Origin of the sequence: Paenibacillus faecis (genome assembly GCF_008084145.1) — a bacterium.
In the GTDB taxonomy this organism is placed as follows: domain Bacteria; phylum Bacillota; class Bacilli; order Paenibacillales; family Paenibacillaceae; genus Fontibacillus; species Fontibacillus faecis.
Genome location: NZ_VSDO01000001.1, coordinates 1,770,075 through 1,787,465 on the forward strand (window position 1 = coordinate 1,770,075; position 17,391 = coordinate 1,787,465).

The 17,391-nt window shown below is 50.2% G+C and carries 13 protein-coding genes, 17 tRNA genes and 1 rRNA gene; 1 reads left to right on the top strand and 30 read right to left on the bottom strand.

Going from position 1 to position 17,391, the window contains the following annotated elements; all coding sequences use genetic code 11:
- Position 1: 1 nt before the first annotated feature.
- The 5 genes from FRY98_RS07795 to FRY98_RS07815 form a co-directional block, all read right to left on the bottom strand.
- Entirely contained in the window at positions 2 to 1,459 is a 1,458-nt protein-coding gene (locus tag FRY98_RS07795; protein WP_148451114.1) for an extracellular solute-binding protein, read from the bottom strand.
- Positions 1,460 to 1,497: 38 nt separating this feature from the next.
- Positions 1,498 to 2,424: a carbohydrate ABC transporter permease gene (locus FRY98_RS07800; protein WP_225040812.1), complete on the bottom strand. Its 927-nt coding sequence runs from the start codon at positions 2,422 to 2,424 to the stop codon at positions 1,498 to 1,500.
- A complete protein-coding gene (locus FRY98_RS07805) occupies positions 2,381 to 3,385 on the bottom strand; it encodes a carbohydrate ABC transporter permease (RefSeq protein ID WP_148451115.1) in 1,005 nt (334 codons plus the stop codon). Before FRY98_RS07805 ends, FRY98_RS07800 begins: the two co-directional genes overlap by 44 nt.
- 225 nt (positions 3,386 to 3,610) lie before the next feature.
- Entirely contained in the window at positions 3,611 to 4,903 is a 1,293-nt protein-coding gene (ltrA, locus tag FRY98_RS07810) for a group II intron reverse transcriptase/maturase (protein WP_148451116.1), read from the bottom strand.
- A 597-nt stretch (positions 4,904 to 5,500) separates the two neighbouring features.
- Positions 5,501 to 6,751 (bottom strand): GntR family transcriptional regulator, encoded by a 1,251-nt coding sequence (locus tag FRY98_RS07815; protein ID WP_148451117.1) that lies wholly within the window; start codon positions 6,749 to 6,751, stop codon positions 5,501 to 5,503.
- A 242-nt stretch (positions 6,752 to 6,993) separates the two neighbouring features.
- Here FRY98_RS07815 and FRY98_RS07820 point away from each other — a divergent pair, with 242 nt between their 5' ends.
- Positions 6,994 to 9,045, top strand: a complete 2,052-nt coding sequence (locus FRY98_RS07820) for a GxGYxYP domain-containing protein (protein ID WP_148451118.1) — start codon at positions 6,994 to 6,996, stop codon at positions 9,043 to 9,045.
- A gap of 87 nt (positions 9,046 to 9,132) precedes the next feature.
- On the opposite strand, the gene FRY98_RS07825 is transcribed toward FRY98_RS07820, so the two are convergent.
- The 25 genes from FRY98_RS07825 to FRY98_RS07945 form a co-directional block, all read right to left on the bottom strand.
- Positions 9,133 to 9,612: a nucleoside deaminase gene (locus tag FRY98_RS07825; RefSeq protein WP_148451119.1), complete on the bottom strand. Its 480-nt coding sequence runs from the start codon at positions 9,610 to 9,612 to the stop codon at positions 9,133 to 9,135.
- A gap of 192 nt (positions 9,613 to 9,804) precedes the next feature.
- Positions 9,805 to 10,044, bottom strand: coding sequence for a NifU family protein (locus FRY98_RS07830; RefSeq protein ID WP_148451120.1), 240 nt, complete (start codon positions 10,042 to 10,044; stop codon positions 9,805 to 9,807).
- A gap of 44 nt (positions 10,045 to 10,088) precedes the next feature.
- On the bottom strand, positions 10,089 to 10,304 hold the full coding sequence (locus FRY98_RS07835; RefSeq protein ID WP_148451121.1) for a hypothetical protein: 216 nt from the start codon (positions 10,302 to 10,304) through the stop codon (positions 10,089 to 10,091).
- Positions 10,305 to 10,361: 57 nt separating this feature from the next.
- A complete protein-coding gene (sufB, locus tag FRY98_RS07840; RefSeq protein WP_148451122.1) occupies positions 10,362 to 11,759 on the bottom strand; it encodes a Fe-S cluster assembly protein SufB in 1,398 nt (465 codons plus the stop codon).
- A 40-nt stretch (positions 11,760 to 11,799) separates the two neighbouring features.
- Positions 11,800 to 13,107, bottom strand: coding sequence for a Fe-S cluster assembly protein SufD (gene sufD / locus FRY98_RS07845; RefSeq protein ID WP_148451123.1), 1,308 nt, complete (start codon positions 13,105 to 13,107; stop codon positions 11,800 to 11,802).
- Positions 13,108 to 13,130: 23 nt separating this feature from the next.
- Positions 13,131 to 13,910, bottom strand: a complete 780-nt coding sequence (gene sufC / locus FRY98_RS07850) for a Fe-S cluster assembly ATPase SufC (protein WP_148451124.1) — start codon at positions 13,908 to 13,910, stop codon at positions 13,131 to 13,133.
- On the bottom strand, positions 13,891 to 14,400 hold the full coding sequence (locus tag FRY98_RS07855; protein ID WP_225040918.1) for a MarR family transcriptional regulator: 510 nt from the start codon (positions 14,398 to 14,400) through the stop codon (positions 13,891 to 13,893). The genes sufC and FRY98_RS07855 overlap by 20 nt, the downstream gene beginning before the upstream one ends.
- Positions 14,401 to 14,913: 513 nt before the next feature.
- Positions 14,914 to 14,993, bottom strand: a tRNA-Leu gene (locus tag FRY98_RS07860).
- 28 nt (positions 14,994 to 15,021) lie between these two features.
- Positions 15,022 to 15,098 (bottom strand) — tRNA-Arg (locus FRY98_RS07865).
- A gap of 11 nt (positions 15,099 to 15,109) precedes the next feature.
- Positions 15,110 to 15,195 (bottom strand) — tRNA-Leu (locus tag FRY98_RS07870).
- A 12-nt stretch (positions 15,196 to 15,207) separates the two neighbouring features.
- A tRNA-Cys gene (locus FRY98_RS07875) sits at positions 15,208 to 15,281 on the bottom strand.
- A gap of 12 nt (positions 15,282 to 15,293) precedes the next feature.
- Positions 15,294 to 15,368, bottom strand: a tRNA-Gly gene (locus FRY98_RS07880).
- A gap of 4 nt (positions 15,369 to 15,372) precedes the next feature.
- Positions 15,373 to 15,447: transfer RNA gene (locus tag FRY98_RS07885), tRNA-Gln, on the bottom strand.
- Between the two features lie 22 nt (positions 15,448 to 15,469).
- A tRNA-His gene (locus FRY98_RS07890) sits at positions 15,470 to 15,545 on the bottom strand.
- 27 nt (positions 15,546 to 15,572) lie between these two features.
- Positions 15,573 to 15,646, bottom strand: a tRNA-Trp gene (locus tag FRY98_RS07895).
- Between the two features lie 7 nt (positions 15,647 to 15,653).
- A tRNA-Tyr gene (locus FRY98_RS07900) sits at positions 15,654 to 15,739 on the bottom strand.
- A gap of 3 nt (positions 15,740 to 15,742) precedes the next feature.
- Positions 15,743 to 15,818: transfer RNA gene (locus FRY98_RS07905), tRNA-Thr, on the bottom strand.
- A gap of 24 nt (positions 15,819 to 15,842) precedes the next feature.
- Positions 15,843 to 15,918: transfer RNA gene (locus tag FRY98_RS07910), tRNA-Phe, on the bottom strand.
- A gap of 82 nt (positions 15,919 to 16,000) precedes the next feature.
- A tRNA-Asp gene (locus FRY98_RS07915) sits at positions 16,001 to 16,077 on the bottom strand.
- 31 nt (positions 16,078 to 16,108) lie between these two features.
- Positions 16,109 to 16,182 (bottom strand) — tRNA-Met (locus FRY98_RS07920).
- Between the two features lie 16 nt (positions 16,183 to 16,198).
- Positions 16,199 to 16,274 (bottom strand) — tRNA-Val (locus FRY98_RS07925).
- Positions 16,275 to 16,336: 62 nt separating this feature from the next.
- Positions 16,337 to 16,411: transfer RNA gene (locus FRY98_RS07930), tRNA-Glu, on the bottom strand.
- Positions 16,412 to 16,434: 23 nt separating this feature from the next.
- Positions 16,435 to 16,526 (bottom strand) — tRNA-Ser (locus tag FRY98_RS07935).
- 3 nt (positions 16,527 to 16,529) lie between these two features.
- Positions 16,530 to 16,605: transfer RNA gene (locus FRY98_RS07940), tRNA-Asn, on the bottom strand.
- A 114-nt stretch (positions 16,606 to 16,719) separates the two neighbouring features.
- Positions 16,720 to 17,391 (bottom strand): 23S ribosomal RNA (locus tag FRY98_RS07945); the annotation flags it as partial.

Here is a 17,391-nt window from a genome sequence, read left to right on the forward strand (position 1 = left end):
GTTATTTGGTGATCGCCTCCGCCTGCTTTTGCGCCTCATCCAAAATCCGCTTGACGTCTCCGTTGGTCATGATCGACTTCGTCACGGCATCGCCAAAGATTTGCCACACCTTCGAGCTTTCTTTGGCGAAGGTTGGAAGTCCCTGCACGTTTCCCGCCATCGCCAAATAGTGCTGGTACATTTCCGGATGCGCCTTTTGATAAGCTTCGGATTCGGCGACCGCTTTCAGCACCGGCGATCTTACCCCCGTATCGGCAATCAGCGTTTGGATTTCCTTGCTGTACATCGCCCGGATGTATTCAAAAGCCGCTTCCTTGTTCTTGGCTTCTTTCGGCACGGAATGGAACGCCGCCCCGATCGTAATATTGCCGGCCTTCCCGCCCTCGGACAGCGGAATGGGCGCCATTCCGTAATCGATGCCGAGTTGCGCGCTTTCGATCGCCCGCCAAGGCCCGTCGATGATATAGGCGGTCTGCTCCTTTTTGAAGGCGTCGAAATAAGCGCCTTCATTCGTATTCACCATCAATCCCGCGGGGTGATCAGCATTGAGCCGCTTCAAAAACTCCACGGTTTCCACATTCCTGTCGCTGTTGAAAGCGGGCTGCCCTTGTTCATCCGCAAACCCTCCGCCATTGATCACCAGAAGGGTGCCGTACCGCAAGTAGCCGCCTGCGTTCGGGCCGGCATAAACGCCTCCCCCGTAGAACTTTTTGCCGCCCGCTTCCGTTACCTTCTGCGCATTGGCCGCCAGCTCCTCCCATGAGGCGGGAGCTTTATCGGGGTCAAGACCCGCTTCCCGTACCAGCTTCTTGTTCCAGAACAGGCTGTTCACCCCGGGTTGGGAGGCGAAACCGTAAATTTCCCCGTCATACTCCATCGGCTTCCAGGCGGCCGGCGCGATAGTTTCGCGGATTTCCTTCGCCATTTCCTCCGGGAACGGCTCGAGGAGCCCCTGCTGGGCGAAGCCCGGCATTTGCGTTTCGCCGACGATGATATCCGGCATGTTCTTAGCCAGGAATCCGGCCGTCTGCTTTTGAATCAGCGGCTCGCCCCAGCCCCAATCCTCCGTCTTTACCGTAATATGTTTGGCCTGCAAAATATCGCTCATGATCGACTGGTAGAAGTAAGGGAACACGCCCGGTTTGGCGGGCTGCCCCGGAGTATACGTGAAATCTTCCTCCGTGATTCGCGGGTTTTGCGTTTCATCGGCAATCAGGGATTTCTTCTTCTCGGGAAGAAGCGCGGACAACTCGCCGACACCAATGGCGACGGCGCCTTCGTTCAGCACCGTGATCGTAGTTCCGGACGCTCCCGGATCCGGCTTCGCCGCTTCGCTCCCCGCCCGCTCGTTTCCTCCGGAATTCCCTCCTGCGTTCCCGCTCCCCGAAGAAGAGCAGGCCGACAGCCCGATGGTCAGCATCATTGCCAGCGCGGCGGCCATCCATTTTTTTGATCTCATAATTACACCCCTCCGTGTTCTGCTTATCAATTTGGGAGTTACCCCTTGATGCCGGTATTGGCCAAACCCTGCACGATATACTTTTGAAAAAACGCAAATATGAGTAAAGCGGGCAGCGTAATGCCCAGGCTCAATGTAATAATGAGCGGATAGTTGATCACGGCCCCGGGGCTGGCGCCCACCGAGGATAATCGGGTTATCGCCGCCGGAAGCGTTTGCAAGTGATCGCTCGTCGTATAGAAGAACGGGGTAATGAAATCGTTCCACGTCCCCAGTGCGGTCGTAATCGCGATAAACGCCATAATCGGCAGCTGCAGCGGGAACAGAATCCGAAAGATCAGCCGGACCGTGCCCGCCCCGTCCACGGTGGCCGCTTCATCGATTTCTATCGGCACTTTTTCCAGAGACTGCTTGACCAGGAAAGTCCCCATAATATTGATGCTCGGACCGCCGATCAAATAGATCCACCATGTATCCAAAATTCCCGTTCCCCCCGTAAAAATATGATTGCCGCCGGCAAAGGGAAATCTGGCGAACTCCAGGTAGGTTGGAATAATGGCCAGTGTTCCCGGAATCATTTGGGTTGCGAGCAGGATCAGGAACAAGGTATCCCGACCTTTAAAGCGCAGACGCGCAAATACGTAGCCGGCCAGAAACGAGGTGAATAGCGCCCAGAAGGTGTTGTATACCGTTCGGATCAGGGAGTTTTGCAGGTAGACCGTAACCGCCGCGTCGGTGGATCCGGCAATCAGCGCTTTGAAGTTGGCCAGCGTGGGCGCCTTAGGAATCGGAAATAGGCCCAGAACCGTGGACGTAAATTCCGTTTTGTTGAAAAATCCCGCCAGGATCATAAAAACGAGGGGATACAGCAAAACGAGTCCGATGCCCAGCAAAAAAAGATGCCCCAGCAAGTGAACGGGCCTAAACTGACTTTTCAGTGCGGCTGCTGCTGTCCTTGCCATCATTTTCCCCTCCCCTTTTCAGCGGCTTCACCGGGATTGTGGTCCTTCTGTCGGAGCGGGTGGACCAGTTGTAATAAACGACCGTTACGGCGATGACTATAACCGCCATGATCAGTGAGGAGGCCCCGGCCATCCCCAGGTTAAAATCCCAGAAGCCGTCGCGGTAAATCCGGAAGACGAGGACTTCCGTCTGCCCGTAAGGGCCGCCGTTTGTAATAAACAGCACCTGCTCGTAAATCTGAATCGCCGCGATGAGGTTGGTGATGACGATATAGGTGGCGATCGGTTTAAGTCCCGGCAAGGTAACGTACCGCAGCTTCCCCCATCGGCCGGCCCCGTCGATCTCCGCCGCCTCATACAAGGAGACGTCCACGGACTGCAAGCCTGCGAGCCAGATCAGCGCGGCGCCGCCGACACCTTTCCAGACCGAGTAAACCACAATCCAAAAAATGCCCCAAAACACGGAGTACTGCCACACGATCGGTTCTTTGCCGAGTGATTTCAGAACATTGTTGATCACACCGTTATTCGTATCGAGAAAAATGTTAAAGACTTGAGTTGTGGCTACCGTCGAAGTGACGGCGGGAATGTACCAGATGGACCGGTAAAAACCTTTTCCGAACAGGGGCATATTCATAAACAACGCCGCACCGAAGCCTGCGATCAGCGTCACCCCGGTCACCAGCCCCCCGAGCCAGACGGACCTCCACAAGGCGTCGGTGTATACCGGGTTTTTGAAGAAAGCGATAAAATTGCCGAACCAGATAAAATTGGGCGTATCCGCCAGCCCCACCCACTCGAAAAAACCCAGCACAAAACCGAAAAGCGTGGGAAAACCGGAAACGACAAGCCAAACCAAAAACATCGGAACCAGAATAACCGCCGCGATAACCGCATCCCTATGCCTTCGCAGCCCGCGCTTGAAAGACGGAGACTTTCCCGTCCATTCCGCCGCCCTTTCCATCGTTTTCGCTCCTCCTCACCTGAAAAAGCTCGACTGAATCATAAGGTTATTTAATTGTATTATTAAATATATTTTAATATGTCATTTAAGTCAAGATATTAGATATATCATTTATCGCTAATTTCTAGAGTAAAGGGCAGATAAATTCTGCCCCTCCTCATCAAACCGTACGTGAGGTTTTCCCTCATACGGCTTTCCGATGTTCGTCATCCATGTGCATGCAGATTACAAGAGCGTTTTGAGTCCAAATTGACTGGTCAAGATTTTAATCTCGCGGAACGAACTCATCCATCGTCTGCGTTGGCGTTTCTTGGCGTACCATCTTGCAAACCTTTGCAAGATGTACCAATCCAATTTTGCCATCTTACGTTGACTGTAAGCCGTATAGTAGTAATTCCTCCATCCCTGAATCTTGGGATTCAGCCAGTTCACATGTTCTAATAATGACTTATGTCTCATGTTCGGTGGAGCCAATCGTTCCTTAACGACTTCCCGGATGCGTTCTTCCGCTTTCCGGGTTAACCATTGTTGCGTGGTGTAGTACACCCGCCCTTCGGAGGTTTCAGCCTTCGTCTTGCGATGGTGCATACCTAGAAAGTCGAAGCCTTCTTTTCCTGTCCAAAGACCGACAATGCGCGTTTTGGTCGGATGCAATGTGAGTTCGAGCCGTTCCATGATCGCGTGGATCAGCTCGTAGGCTCGCTCTGCATCCTTCCTCGTTTTGCACACAACCACGAAGTCATCTGCATAACGCGTAAGTTCTCCAATCCCGTCGCCATGTCGTCCCCACAGAATGTCAAAGTAGTTTAGGTAGATGTTCGCTAACAGCGGAGAAATCACCCCGCCTTGCGGCGTTCCTAAATCTGAGCGTCTTGCCTTTCCTTCTTCCATGACTCCCGCGTTTAACCACTTCTGTATTAACTTCAAGATGCGTTTGTCGCTGACTCGCATTTCCACCAGCTTCATGAGCTTCTCTTGATTAATGTTGTCGAAGTAGCCTTGGATGTCGACGTCGACCACCCAATTGCCTTTGCGGTTGCATGCCTTCCGGATTCGGTCGAGCGCTTGCTTCGCGCTTTTCTTCGGTCGGAACCCAAATGAGGATTCCTGAAAGTCCGTTTCAAAGATCGGTTCTATGACCATCTTCGTTGCCATCTGTATGACTCGGTCTCGGACAGTGGGTATGCCGAGCGGCCTTTGCTTCCCGTCTTTCTTCGGGATGTAGTGCCGTCGAACAGGCTGTGGATGGTAGTTTCCTTCCTTAAGGATGCGGTGGCATTCTTGCAGGAAATGATGCTCTCCCTGCTTCTCGATGTCCGACAGCGTTTCACCGTCCACTCCCGCTGCCCCTTTATTAGCCCTAACCCTTCGCCACGCTTCCCACAGAATGTCCATTCGGTAGACCTTGTCGTACAGCGCATGGAATCTGCGCTTCTTGCTTTCCTTGGCCGCATGACCTAGTTTCTCTTGGAGTTGTTGAACGTTTTCCTTTGGTGTTGTTAGCCGCTTGGCATTCACTGACTCGTACCTCCTTAAGAAACGTGAACAAAGCAGGGCTCCTTCCCTCCCGCAGGTTATGTTGTCCTGCGGTTCCTCAGTACTACGAGCCCCTCGGACTCCCTTCCTGCGAATGGCTCACTTCACCTTTGGATTTATAGAGCATCCTCTTACGAAAAAAAAAATTTCTTCGTGCAGGGGAGGGTCTCCCCAGTTCACTGCGTCTTCTTTCATACCATGCCGATCCCCATACGCCGGAGGGCTCTTCGCTGTCGCTCCAAGTTCAAAACAGCTTCCTTGGCCTTCGTCCATATTCACGAGACTCGGCTCCCTCTCTTCCCTCTTGCGAGGCCTTTTTGACGACGCGGCAGGATTCACTTTATGTTACGGCCTGGTATGTTGCTCGCCCTGTCTCCGACAGGTACTTTTGTCGATACGCTTTTACGCACAGATTTCGCCATACGCAAGTATCCAAGCTACACGGGGACTTGGCTCTTCCCGTGACCGGACTTTCACCGGCTAGAAGATGCGTGCGTCTGGGCACGCTAAACAAAAAAACACTTGCCGAAGGTTATTCGGCAAGTGTCTTTTTACTTGGCAATATTATCGTTCGAACTTTTAGGATCTAACTTGGGGAGCCGGTCCTGTCGTCCTTCGCTCAATCAGTTTCGGTTGCAAGATGACTTTGGTATACCCCGAATCCGTGCTCTTCTTGCTGCCGTCTTCCAAAATATTCAGCAAAATGCGTGCCGCCTCCCGGCCCATTTCCTGTTCCGACTGCGAGATATGCGAGTAATGCTCCGTGCCGTACAATCCCGGTGACGGATCATCGAACGTCAGAATGGATACCTCCCCCGGTACATCCAATCCTAACTCCGAACAGATGGAATGAATGTACATGCCAAGCCGGCCGTTCAAGGTAATATAGGCGGTTGCAATCCGGTTCTTAATGAATCTGTACAACGGATGCTTCTTATCGATCCCCCCGTAGTCGACATTAAAATCCGTTAGAATCAACGCCGGGTTGATCATCGCGCCCTTTTGCTTCAGCGCCTCCATATACCCGTTAATCCGGTCCTCCACCGTAATCGTCGGCAGCGGCGAATCCGAGCAAATCGCTATATCCCGATGCCCGAGCCCCCACAGATAATCCACCGCCAATTGTCCGCCGACCATTCCGTCGCTGCGTGCGACATTCGTGGCCACTCCCGGTAAATACCGATCCACCAATACAAACGGAAAACCGTTGAGTTTCAGGGACAAAATCTCCTCATTGTAAGTTTCCGCGTCACACGGAAAAATAATCAGACCGGCTGCACCTTTCCGTATCAGGTCGTTTACCGCTTCTTTCTCCCGTTCTATCGAATTATAGGTCAACACGATCTGCAGGCTGTACGGAGTGGCTTCGATCGCTTCCGTGATTCCCTGGATCAGCCGTATTCCAAAATAGTCCACCAGATGAGGCATCACCAATCCGATGACCCTCCGCCCCCCGGCCGCGGACCAAGCGCTTAGTCCGTTGTTGCCTAGGCCATCACTCGGACTGGAATAAGATCCTCCAAACCCGGCTGCTTTTGTCGGCGCTATCTCCCCTTCTTCACGACCATACCCCGAGGCCGGCTGGTGGTCCGCGATCAATTCACCTATCGTTTCGCTGACAAAGCTTCCCCGGCCGGGAATACGATAAATCCATCCTTCTTTCGCAAGCTGCATCAAGGCGTTCGCCACGGTAATCCGGCTGACCTGAAATTCCTCCATCAACTCTTTTTCCGAAGGGATCTTATCATTTGCCTTTAACTGCCCCTTCAGAATCAGCTCCTTATAATGCTGCTGAATTTTCAAATACAAAGGCATGCGCTCATTTTGCATAGTTCCTCTCCTAACGTTCATCTCTCTTATCTCAAAAATATATCATTTATGTCATTTAGTCAAATAGGTTGCACACTTTAATTGTGCTAATATTTAAAATTATTGACAAGAATTATTAGATATATTTAACATATGTTTTAGATGTAATCGTTCTCATGGAGTTGAGCCGGAAAGGAGGAACGGATTCAGGCGCAAGTCGGACGATGAAGCATCTAATCCTATGAGTAGACGAGGTGTTTGACTTGGTTCGAAAATTTGCTGTGTTTTGCCTAGCCTGGATATGCACATTTACTTTTTCGATCAGTACCTACGCAGCGCCAACCGCCGCACCATCTAATTCCTCAATCCGTTGGCCCAAGGATCAGGAGCTTCCCCGCTTTGCCCAAGCCAAAAAACTGGACGTAGCGGATGTATACGACGCCCCGGGCGACGTCCGGCTTTTGTTTGCTACGATGCAGGGTGTCGTTAACCGGACGCTTCCGCGGATTTATTTGCTGGAGAGTCAGGAGGAAGGCCGGCTGACCTGGCTGGAAACGCTAAAAACGCCTTATACCGTTCACCAAGATTATTGGACGATTCTCAAAAAATATAAACACGAGCTGAACGGCCTCATTGTTTATGATCCTGAGGTCCCGGACTCGATAAATGTCGCCACTACGCTGGCCGGTTTGAAGAACGCGGCCGTGGCCAGCCCCGAGCTCGCCGCTAAGCTCACGAAGGCGCCTTATCACCTGAGGGTCCTTGAAGATCTTCGCGGTAAATTCCGGGATCGCATGGACGCTTATACCTGGCAGTATGAGAATCTGTGGAATCAAACCACACACCGGATGCTCGTCGGCTTGAGTCCGGACACCTCCATTCAGATTCCCCCGGGGCTGCCCGAATCATTCAAGGTCATCGCGGAAGAGTCCGAACAGATTCGGGACGCGAGCAATAAAAACACCTATAACCTGGACCTGTCTGAGTTTCTGGGGGGCGACTCCGTCTACTTGCGCTTTGACGACGCTTTTACCCAGGATGGCTGGGGACCGGCGGTTCACGAGGTCACCGTGAAGGCCGATGGCCGGACGATCGCTCAATTCGTGCCCGGAACGTCCGAGGAAGAACCTTTTCTTTATGATCGTCAAAACTCCGCACTTTCCGCCGGAGATGGCGGGCACCGTTTTGCCGACAACGGCCACTATTTTGTGTATCGCTTTGCTCCACCCGCCGGTACGAAGCAGCTAACCGCCTCGGTCGTCATGTGGAATCAATTTAAAGTGTCGGCCGGCCAACTTCAACCGCTCTCCTCCGAGCAGAAGGAGCCGTACGGTTATTTGCGCGATTATGCGGTAGCCAATAAAGCCATGGTTTTCTGGCTGGAATCCAACGTGCCGGAACAAAAAGCTTTATTCGAACAAATCATGTCCGAAGTGGAACCCGGCACCCCTTATCTCGGCTGGTTCAGCAATGATGTTCAAGGCGAATTCAGTTCGGTCGAAATCGCCTCCAATCACGGGGTTTATGTTTTGGCGGCGGATTGGTTCAGCAATCTGACCGTTTTCTCGGGTACCCGGCCGAAAAAGGTTGAAGACCGCATACCCGCGGCCCCTCCGCTGCAAAACAAAATTTATGTAACGCTGACTTTTAGTGAAGGCGATAATTTTCAATATAATCAACATAAAATGCGAAACCTCTGGGAAGATCCGGCCCGCGGGCAAGTGCCGATCAATTGGACCTCCAGCCCGCTGCTCTATGACGCGGCTCCGGCCATTCTAAACTATTATCGGCAGACGGCTACCGAAAACGACTTCATTATGGCGGGGCCTTCAGGGGCCGGTTATTTTTATCCGGAAGCTTGGCCGAAGGATACCTTCACCCGTTTTATGGACGAATCCTATAAATACGCGGTGAGCAGCGGGATGACCCTCCCTTATGTTCTCAATCGGATCAACGGGGAGAATGTCCCCCTCGGCGATTCCTACGCTGCGGCTTATGAGCATAACTATAAAGCGGATGGATTGTTGTTAAGCTGGGAGGATCGCTATGGCGTGGAAATATGGAACGACTCGCTCCCCATATCGATCTTACAGGGCGTCAGTACCGCTCAGGACGCGCTTCGGATTTTAAATGAATCCAAGGCGGCATGGGATGGGAAATCCCCTCAATTCGTCTCACTGGGGCTTCTGGCCTGGAGTATGACGCCGAGCGATGTGGCGACCTTAAGAAAGGAATTGGGTGATGAATTCGAGTTTGTCCGGGCGGACCATTACTTTAAGCTGATTCGCGAAACCTATGGGCTTCCGGTGAACTAACCAGGTGAACTAACCGAACCGAAATGAAACCAGCCCTCTCGTTGTTCTATGTAGACAAGAGAGGGCTGGTTCTGTAAAAGACCTTGCTTAGTATTCAACTTTCTTCATGGAAGAACTCCATGCCTTAAAAGGAAGCAATCTGTTCGGTGTGGAGATCTGCTTCATCGGTATAAAACGCTGTTCCATCGGTTGAGCGATCTGCTCATAAATAAACTGGTCGTCAAATCCGATATGAGCGGCATCCTCCTTCGTACCGGCAAAATAAACGGCATCCGGGCGAGACCAATAGATAGCGCCAATGCACATCGGACAGGGTTCACAGCTTGTATAGAGGGTACAGCCCTTCAGTTGAAAATCATTCAGGTGACGGCAGGCCTCCCGGATCGCCTGGACTTCCGCATGAGCCGTCGGGTCATTCAAGGAAGTGACGGAGTTACGGCCAGCGCCGATGATGACTCCATCCTTAACGACAATGGCGCCAAACGGCCCACCTTCGGCATTTAGAACGTTCTCGTGAGCTTCCCGGATCGCGAGTTCCATCCAATAGGAATGATCTTTTTCAGCCATGTTGTCGTGCTCCTTTTAAAATCTCTTGCATCCCCGTTATTATATCCTCTTTCTTCGGAAAATGACAAACGTAAAATTAAATAAGCTTTGCTCATTTGGCAGTCAGCAATTATGTTCACATCTGTTACATTGCCACCCGCCGGCGCAGTTCGACATGAGCATTCGCCTCATGGACTTTTTAAAAAATGGAATTTAGAATACTTGTACAACCTCTTTAATATCATCGATTTCCTCAAGGATTGCGCGTTCAATAGCGGCTTTTAACGTAATCGTCGCACTTGGGCAACCGTTGCAGGCTCCCAAAAATCTTAATTTGGCTACACCGTTCTCAACCTCGACCAATTCTGCGTCTCCACCGTCACGCAATAAGAAAGGACGTAGTTTGAAAAGCACTTCCGATACTTCGTCGAACAAAATCCCGTTATCCTCCATAATGCCAGCTCCTCCCATTGTTTTAACAACATGAATTCATGCCTTTATCCTTCCGGATGGTCTGATTGATCCTTTGCCTTTTTGGTAAGAGAGGCCTCTTGATCTGAAAGTTCCATTAAAATCTTATAAATGGGATCCGTAGGTATCATCACACCACAACTGGCACTCAGTCCTAAGAGCATATTAAGATAGAATTGAATTTTCTTTTTCTCGCGAGTAATTTGCTCTAATTCTGGGATGTCCGAGTTATTTTTCTTCATTAAAACACACCCCATGCCTCCTAATAAGTAAAACGCTTGATGGATGAAATGAATAAATCAACCGATGCTCCCTTCCATCTCAAATTGAATTAGCCGATTCATTTCAACGGCATATTCCATCGGCAGTTCTTTGGTAAACGGCTCTATAAAGCCCATTACAATCATTTGTGTGGCATCTTGCTCCGTAAGCCCGCGGCTCATTAAGTAAAATAATTGTTCCTCGGACACTTTGGATACGGTTGCCTCGTGCTCCAAAGTAATCTGATCGTTTTTAATTTCATTGTACGGAATGGTATCTGATGTTGAGAGATTGTCCAAAATCAACGTATCGCACTTAATATTGGACTTGGACCCTGCGGAATCGCGGCTGAAGCTGGACAACCCCCGGTAGCTGACTTTACCTCCCTGTTTGCTGATCGATTTGGATATAATCGTAGATGTTGTCTCGGGAGCAAGGTGAATGACCTTCGCGCCGGCATCCTGATGCTGATCTTTACCGGCTACAGCAATAAACAGGATGGACCCCTTGGCTCCTCTTCCTTTCAATATTACAGCCGGATACTTCATCGTTGCCTTGGAGCCGATGTTGCCGTCCACCCATTCCATTGTGGCGTTTTCCTCTGCCACAGCCCTTTGGGTTACCAAGTTGTAAATATTAGGAGCCCAATTCTGAATGGTCGTGTAGCGGACACGGGAATCTTTCCGGCAAATAATTTCGATAACTCCGCTATGCAGAGAACTGGTACTATAAATAGGTGCTGTACATCCTTCAACGTAATGGACGAAGCTTCCCTCTTCGGCAATAATTAAGGTCCGCTCGAATTGGCCCATATTTTCGGAATTAATACGGAAATACCCTTGTATCGGAACCTCACACTGAACGCCCTTCGGGATGTACACAAAGCTGCCGCCTGACCAAACCGCGCTGTTAAGCGCCGCAAATTTATTGTCGGCGGGCGGGATGATCGTACCGAAATATTGCTTGAACACTTCAGGATATTGCTTTAAGGCTGTATCCGTATCAAGAAAAATAACGCCCTGCTCCTCCAGTTCCTTCCGCATACTGTGATAGATAACTTCCGACTCGTATTGAGCGGATACGCCTGCCAGGAACTTTTGCTCCGCTTCAGGGATCCCCAGCTTATCAAAGGTGGCTTTGATCTCGGAAGGAACCTCCTCCCAGGTCTTCCCCTGTTTTTCAGAAGGACGAACGTAATATTGGATGTCATCCAGATTTAGCCCATCCAAATCCGCTCCCCACCCAGGCATCGGCATTTTGTAGAATTGTTTCAACGCTTTCAGCCGAAAATCGAGCATCCATTCCGGTTCTTCCTTGATTCGGGATATTTCCCGGACAATCTCTTCAGTCAGGCCTTTTCCGGATTGAAAAATAGACTGGTGCCCGTCGCGAAACCCGTATTTATATTCGCCCATATCCGGCGCTTTTTTAGCCATTCGTAACACTCCTTTTAACCTTTCAGGACTCATTTGATTGCTATGATCTGCCGAGCTTGCTCTCCACCAAATCTTGCAGACGACCGCGAACTGCCTCCAGCGGGATTTCCGAAATGACCGGAGCAAGGAATCCGAAAATAACTAGATATTCAGCTTCGCTCCGTGATATCCCGCGCGACATCAGATAATAGATTTGCTCCGCATTGACCTGCCCCACGGATGCAGCATGGCCAGCGGTTACATCATCCTCATCAATCAGCAGGATCGGATTGGCATCGCCACGCGCTTTAGGACTTAACATCAGCACGCGTTCGGTTTGCTGACCATCGCAATGGGTAGCGCCTTTTTCAATCTTTGTAATTCCGTTGATAATGGCGGTAGCTTCCTCAAGCATGACGGCACGTGTAATCATCTGGCTCACCGAGCTTCTGCCAAAATGCTGGGCCTGCGTGGTGTAGCTCGATTTTTGAATGCCCGTGCCAATCGCAATCACCTTCGTGTCGGATACCGACCCATTGCCTTGAAGCAATGTCTTGGTATCGCTGGCGGTATAACCCTTGTTCATCTCGCCGATAATCCATTCCACAGCCCCATCGGCAAGAACGACCGCCCGCCGCTCGGTGAAATCCGTTGTTGCTGCAGCAAGCTGATGAACCGAAGCGACTTGTACCTTTGAGCCCGCTCCCGCAAAGACCTCAACCACACCGTTATGCAATGCCTTGATATCATCCCCGCTCGACAAACAATGATTCACATAAATGATCTTGCTGTTGCTCCCGGCCACAATTAAAACGTGAGGAGCGAAACGCACACCGCTTGTATCGTTAAGAGAGATCGCTTGAATCGGCGCTTCAACCTCGACACCGTCCGGGACATATAGAAAAACGCCACCACTCCATAAGGCACTGTGTGCAGCAGATAAACGATGCTCTTCCGGCTTCACTGCCTGATAGAGATAACGTTGAACCAATTCCTCATGCTCTTTTGCCGCCGTATGCAGGTCCGTTAAAATGACTCCCTGGGCGGCTAAGCTCTCGGACAATTCCGTATACACTACATCCGAATTGAGCTGAACGATCAGTCCGCCTTTCACTGGAGAAGCAACCAAACCTCGAACAACCTCCGGCGCATCTTCCAAACTTGACCACGGATTCTCCGCTTTGTAATCTCCTGTTTCGTAGATATCCCATTTCTCAAGTTTCGTTTTCTCCACTTTAGGCAGCTCCAGCGCACCTGCCAGCTTGAGTGCCTGAATCCGACGTTCAAGCAGCCAATGAGGCTCCCCCATAGCGCTTGACCAAGCGCGTAAAGCGTTCGTATTCATTGAAATTCTTGTCTGTATACTCACTTGCGTTTCCTCCTCTCCCGCTTTTAAACTTCCTCGCCTACCGTCTCATCCGTAATCCCAAGCTCTTCTTTTACCCAGTCGTACCCTTCAGACTCCAAACGGTGGGCAAGCTCCGGGCCGCCAGATTTGACAATTCTACCTTGCATCATGACATGCACAAAATCCGGGGTGATATAATTCAACAGGCGTTGATAATGGGTGATGATTAAAAAACCTCGATCCGGGCTGCGCATCTCGTTTACACCATTAGCCACAATACGCAGGGCATCAATATCAAGCCCGGAATCCACTTCGTCCAGAATCACGATCTTGGGTTCAAGCAGCATCATTTGCAAAATTTCATTCCGCTTTTTTTCACCGCCGGAGAATCCCTCATTCAAATAACGATGCGCGAATTCCGGATTCATCTCCAGCCCTTTCATTTTGCTCTCCATTTCACGGATAAAACGGATTAAGGAGATCTCCTCGCCTTCTTCACGCCGTGCATTGATGGCACTTCTGAGAAAGTCCGAGTTCGTTACACCGGCAATTTCACTAGGGTATTGCATCGCGAGAAACAAGCCAGCCCGGGCACGCTCATCCACCTCCATCTCCAGAAGGTCTTCATTGTCCAGTGTCACCTTGCCATCAGTAACCTCATATTTGGGATGGCCCATTAAAGCCGAAGCCAACGTGCTTTTTCCCGTCCCATTAGGTCCCATAATCGCATGAATCTCTCCGCCATGAATCTCCAATGTGAGCCCTTTTAAAATTTCTTTTCCTTCAATCTTGCTTCTTAATTCCTCAATCTTTAAGGTCGTCATTCTCCCATACTTCCCTTCCGTAGAGTTTTTCGGCACGCGTCAACAAATCACTCATAAATTTTCCGATCGTCTGTAACTCCGTCTCAGAATAGGATTGGATAAATCGGTAGAACCCCTCTTCTTTCTCTTGATGCAGTTTTTTATGCAAATGATAAACACATCTTCCCTTATCCGTTAAGCTAAAATAAATCTCCTTCCGATTGTTGTTCAGTTGACTTCTCCTAATAAAGTCCGTTTCCAGCAGCTTTGAACAAATATTAGTAATGCTTGCTTTGGACAAATCCATTTTCTTCACGATTCCGGTATGGTTTATAGGTTCATAATCACCAATGCAATCGATCACGTGTACACTTGTAATATTGTTAGAAAGCATGTCGATCTGGTGCTCTCTGGCTTGTTGCCGAAACATGTCAATTTCATGTTCAGTATACAACTCATTCAGATGCAGCATTTTTAAATACTGCTCGTAAAGATGACGTTTAAACTCCAATTGCCCAAGCTCCTCTCTTTTGTAGTCATTGCACACCAAGTCTAATGTCAGGAATAGATGGTCACTTTTTGTTCAGCACTGAACAAAATTATTTTAGCATAACTGATAATGATTATCAATATCAGTTATATCGATAAGACGAAATTCTGCAGCACCTTTCATCGGTTCATTTGTCTTATGCTGCTTTTCCGACCTGTTAGATCTCACCTCCATGATCCGGGACTTATCCGTTTCGTTTCTTTCCGCACCTCCGCGTAGTCATTCATGGCCGTATTCTCCTCTTTTTTCAAGGGCTTCGCCACACATGGTCAATTTCAATTTCACTTTTCTATTCAAAAAGAGCCGGCTATCTATTCGATAACCTGCTCCTGTTCTTCATTTTTGGCTCACACCTAAACTTGATGATATTGCCCTCTTTTTCGCTCATTTCTTTGTAACAAAGAATCAAAAGTTTCTTAAGATATAAAAAAAGAGTTCATGAAATTGTGTACAATTCCATGAACTCTTTTGCAATGCCGGTGAAGGGACTCGAACCCCCACGGTTTCCCTCACGATTTTGAGTCGCGCGCGTCTGCCAATTCCGCCACACCGGCATGTTATAAACATAATATACAGTTATAATGGCGTGCCCTAAGAGATTCGAACTCCTGACCTTTTGATTCGTAGTCAAACGCTCTATCCAGCTGAGCTAAGGGCACTCAATCAAAAGTGCGGAAGACCAGACTTGAACTGGTACGGTAGTCACCTACCGCAGGATTTTAAGTCCTGTGCGTCTGCCGATTCCGCCACTCCCGCTTATAAAAGAAATGGAGGCGCCACCCAGATTCGAACTGGGGATAAAGCTTTTGCAGAGCTGTGCCTTACCACTTGGCTATGGCGCCATATATAAAAAATGGAGCGGACGACGGGAATCGAACCCGCGACCCTCGCCTTGGCAAGGCGATGCTCTACCGCTGAGCCACGTCCGCTTAATGGCTGGGGATATAGGATTCGAACCTATGGATGACGGAGTCAAAGTCCGTTGCCTTACCGCTTGGCTAATCCCCAACAACTTTATTTCAGATAAAAATGGGGCGATCGATGGGACTTGAACCCACGAATGCCGGAGCCACAATCCGGTGCGTTAACCCCTTCGCCACGACCGCCATAGAAGATATTAAACTGTTTGAAGCTGGCAGGGGCAGCAGGAATTGAACCCACACCAAAGGTTTTGGAGACCTTTGTTCTACCTTTAAACTATGCCCCTTTAAAACTGGTGGAGGCTGATGGATTCGAACCACCGAACTCGTCAGAGAACAGATTTACAGTCTGCTGCGTTTGGCCACTTCGCTAAGCCTCCACGTGGTGCCGGCGAGAGGACTTGAACCCCCAACCTACTGATTACAAGTCAGTTGCTCTACCAATTGAGCTACACCGGCAAAAGTACTACATTTAGTTGTTAATGGTGGCTCGGGACGGAATCGAACCGCCGACACGAGGATTTTCAGTCCTCTGCTCTACCGACTGAGCTACCGAGCCGTATTGAAAAGATTTCGGAACCTTTCCACCTACGCCGGTACTAACAGCGGCGGTAACAGGGACAGTTTCCATCAAAGTTAAATGGCGGAGCCGACGGGATTCGAACCCGCGGTCTCCTGCGTGACAGGCAGGCATGTTAGGCCTCTACACCACGGCTCCACACTAGTTAGGCATCCCAATGAAGGGATAATTGCGGGGGCAGGATTTGAACCTGCGGCCTTCGGGTTATGAGCCCGACGAGCTACCGGGCTGCTCCACCCCGCGTCAGTCAAAGAAATTATGGTGGAGGCTGAGGGGATCGAACCCCCGACCCTCTGCTTGTAAGGCAGATGCTCTCCCAGCTGAGCTAAGCCTCCATGGGAAACACAAAACTTATTGTAGCATACAAAGTTATATAAGATCAAGTCTTTTGGAAAAATGGTGACCCGTAGGGGATTCGAACCCCTGTTACCTCCGTGAAAGGGAGGTGTCTTAACCCCTTGACCAACGGGCCATGAAACATGATTAGAATAATTATGGCGGAGAGAGAGGGATTCGAACCCTCGAGACGCTTGTGACGCCTACACGATTTCCAATCGTGCTCCTTCGGCCAACTCGGACACCTCTCCATATGGCTCCCCGAACAGGACTCGAACCTGTGACAACTCGATTAACAGTCGAGTGCTCTACCAACTGAGCTATCAGGGAATATTCATTTCAGGTTTGATCACCTGAAAACTGGATACGAAACGAATCTGCGTTTTAGTCTCCGCAAGTGCTCAGATCGGCTTGTTCAGCCTGACGCCACTTTTTGGAGTTATTTTGGATAAGCCCTCGACCGATTAGTACCTGTCAGCTCCATACATTGCTGCACTTCCACCTCAGGCCTATCAACCTCGTCGTCTTCAAGGGGTCTTACTAGTTGGGAAATCTCATCTTGAGGGGGGCTTCACGCTTAGATGCTTTCAGCGCTTATCCCGTCCGCACTTAGCTACCCAGCTGTGCTCCTGGCGGAACAACTGGTGCACCAGCGGTGCGTCCATCCCGGTCCTCTCGTACTAAGGACAGCTCCTCTCAAATTTCCTACGCCCACGACAGATAGGGACCGAACTGTCTCACGACGTTCTGAACCCAGCTCGCGTACCGCTTTAATGGGCGAACAGCCCAACCCTTGGGACCTACTTCAGCCCCAGGATGCGATGAGCCGACATCGAGGTGCCAAACCTCCCCGTCGATGTGGACTCTTGGGGGAGATAAGCCTGTTATCCCCAGGGTAGCTTTTATCCGTTGAGCGATGGCCCTTCCATGCGGTACCACCGGATCACTAAGCCCGACTTTCGTCCCTGCTCGACTTGTCAGTCTCGCAGTCAAGCTCCCTTTTGCCTTTGCACTCTGCGAATGATTTCCAACCATTCTGAGGGAACCTTGGGGCGCCTCCGTTACTCTTTAGGAGGCGACCGCCCCAGTCAAACTGCCCGCCTGACACTGTCCCCG

What these genes read in the sequence shown, in the direction of transcription:
- FRY98_RS07795 (WP_148451114.1), bottom strand. Translation starts at nt 1,459, where the DNA reads ATGAGATCAAAAAAATGGATGGCCGCCGCGCTGGCAATGATGCTGACC.
- FRY98_RS07825 (WP_148451119.1), bottom strand. Translation starts at nt 9,612, where the DNA reads ATGGCTGAAAAAGATCATTCCTATTGGATGGAACTCGCGATCCGGGAA.
- sufB (WP_148451122.1), bottom strand. Translation starts at nt 11,759, where the DNA reads ATGGCTAAAAAAGCGCCGGATATGGGCGAATATAAATACGGGTTTCGC.
- sufC (WP_148451124.1), bottom strand. Translation starts at nt 13,910, where the DNA reads ATGACGACCTTAAAGATTGAGGAATTAAGAAGCAAGATTGAAGGAAAA.
- FRY98_RS07800 (WP_225040812.1), bottom strand. Translation starts at nt 2,424, where the DNA reads ATGATGGCAAGGACAGCAGCAGCCGCACTGAAAAGTCAGTTTAGGCCC.
- FRY98_RS07830 (WP_148451120.1), bottom strand. Translation starts at nt 10,044, where the DNA reads ATGGAGGATAACGGGATTTTGTTCGACGAAGTATCGGAAGTGCTTTTC.
- FRY98_RS07815 (WP_148451117.1), bottom strand. Translation starts at nt 6,751, where the DNA reads ATGCAAAATGAGCGCATGCCTTTGTATTTGAAAATTCAGCAGCATTAT.
- FRY98_RS07805 (WP_148451115.1), bottom strand. Translation starts at nt 3,385, where the DNA reads ATGGAAAGGGCGGCGGAATGGACGGGAAAGTCTCCGTCTTTCAAGCGC.
- FRY98_RS07835 (WP_148451121.1), bottom strand. Translation starts at nt 10,304, where the DNA reads ATGAAGAAAAATAACTCGGACATCCCAGAATTAGAGCAAATTACTCGC.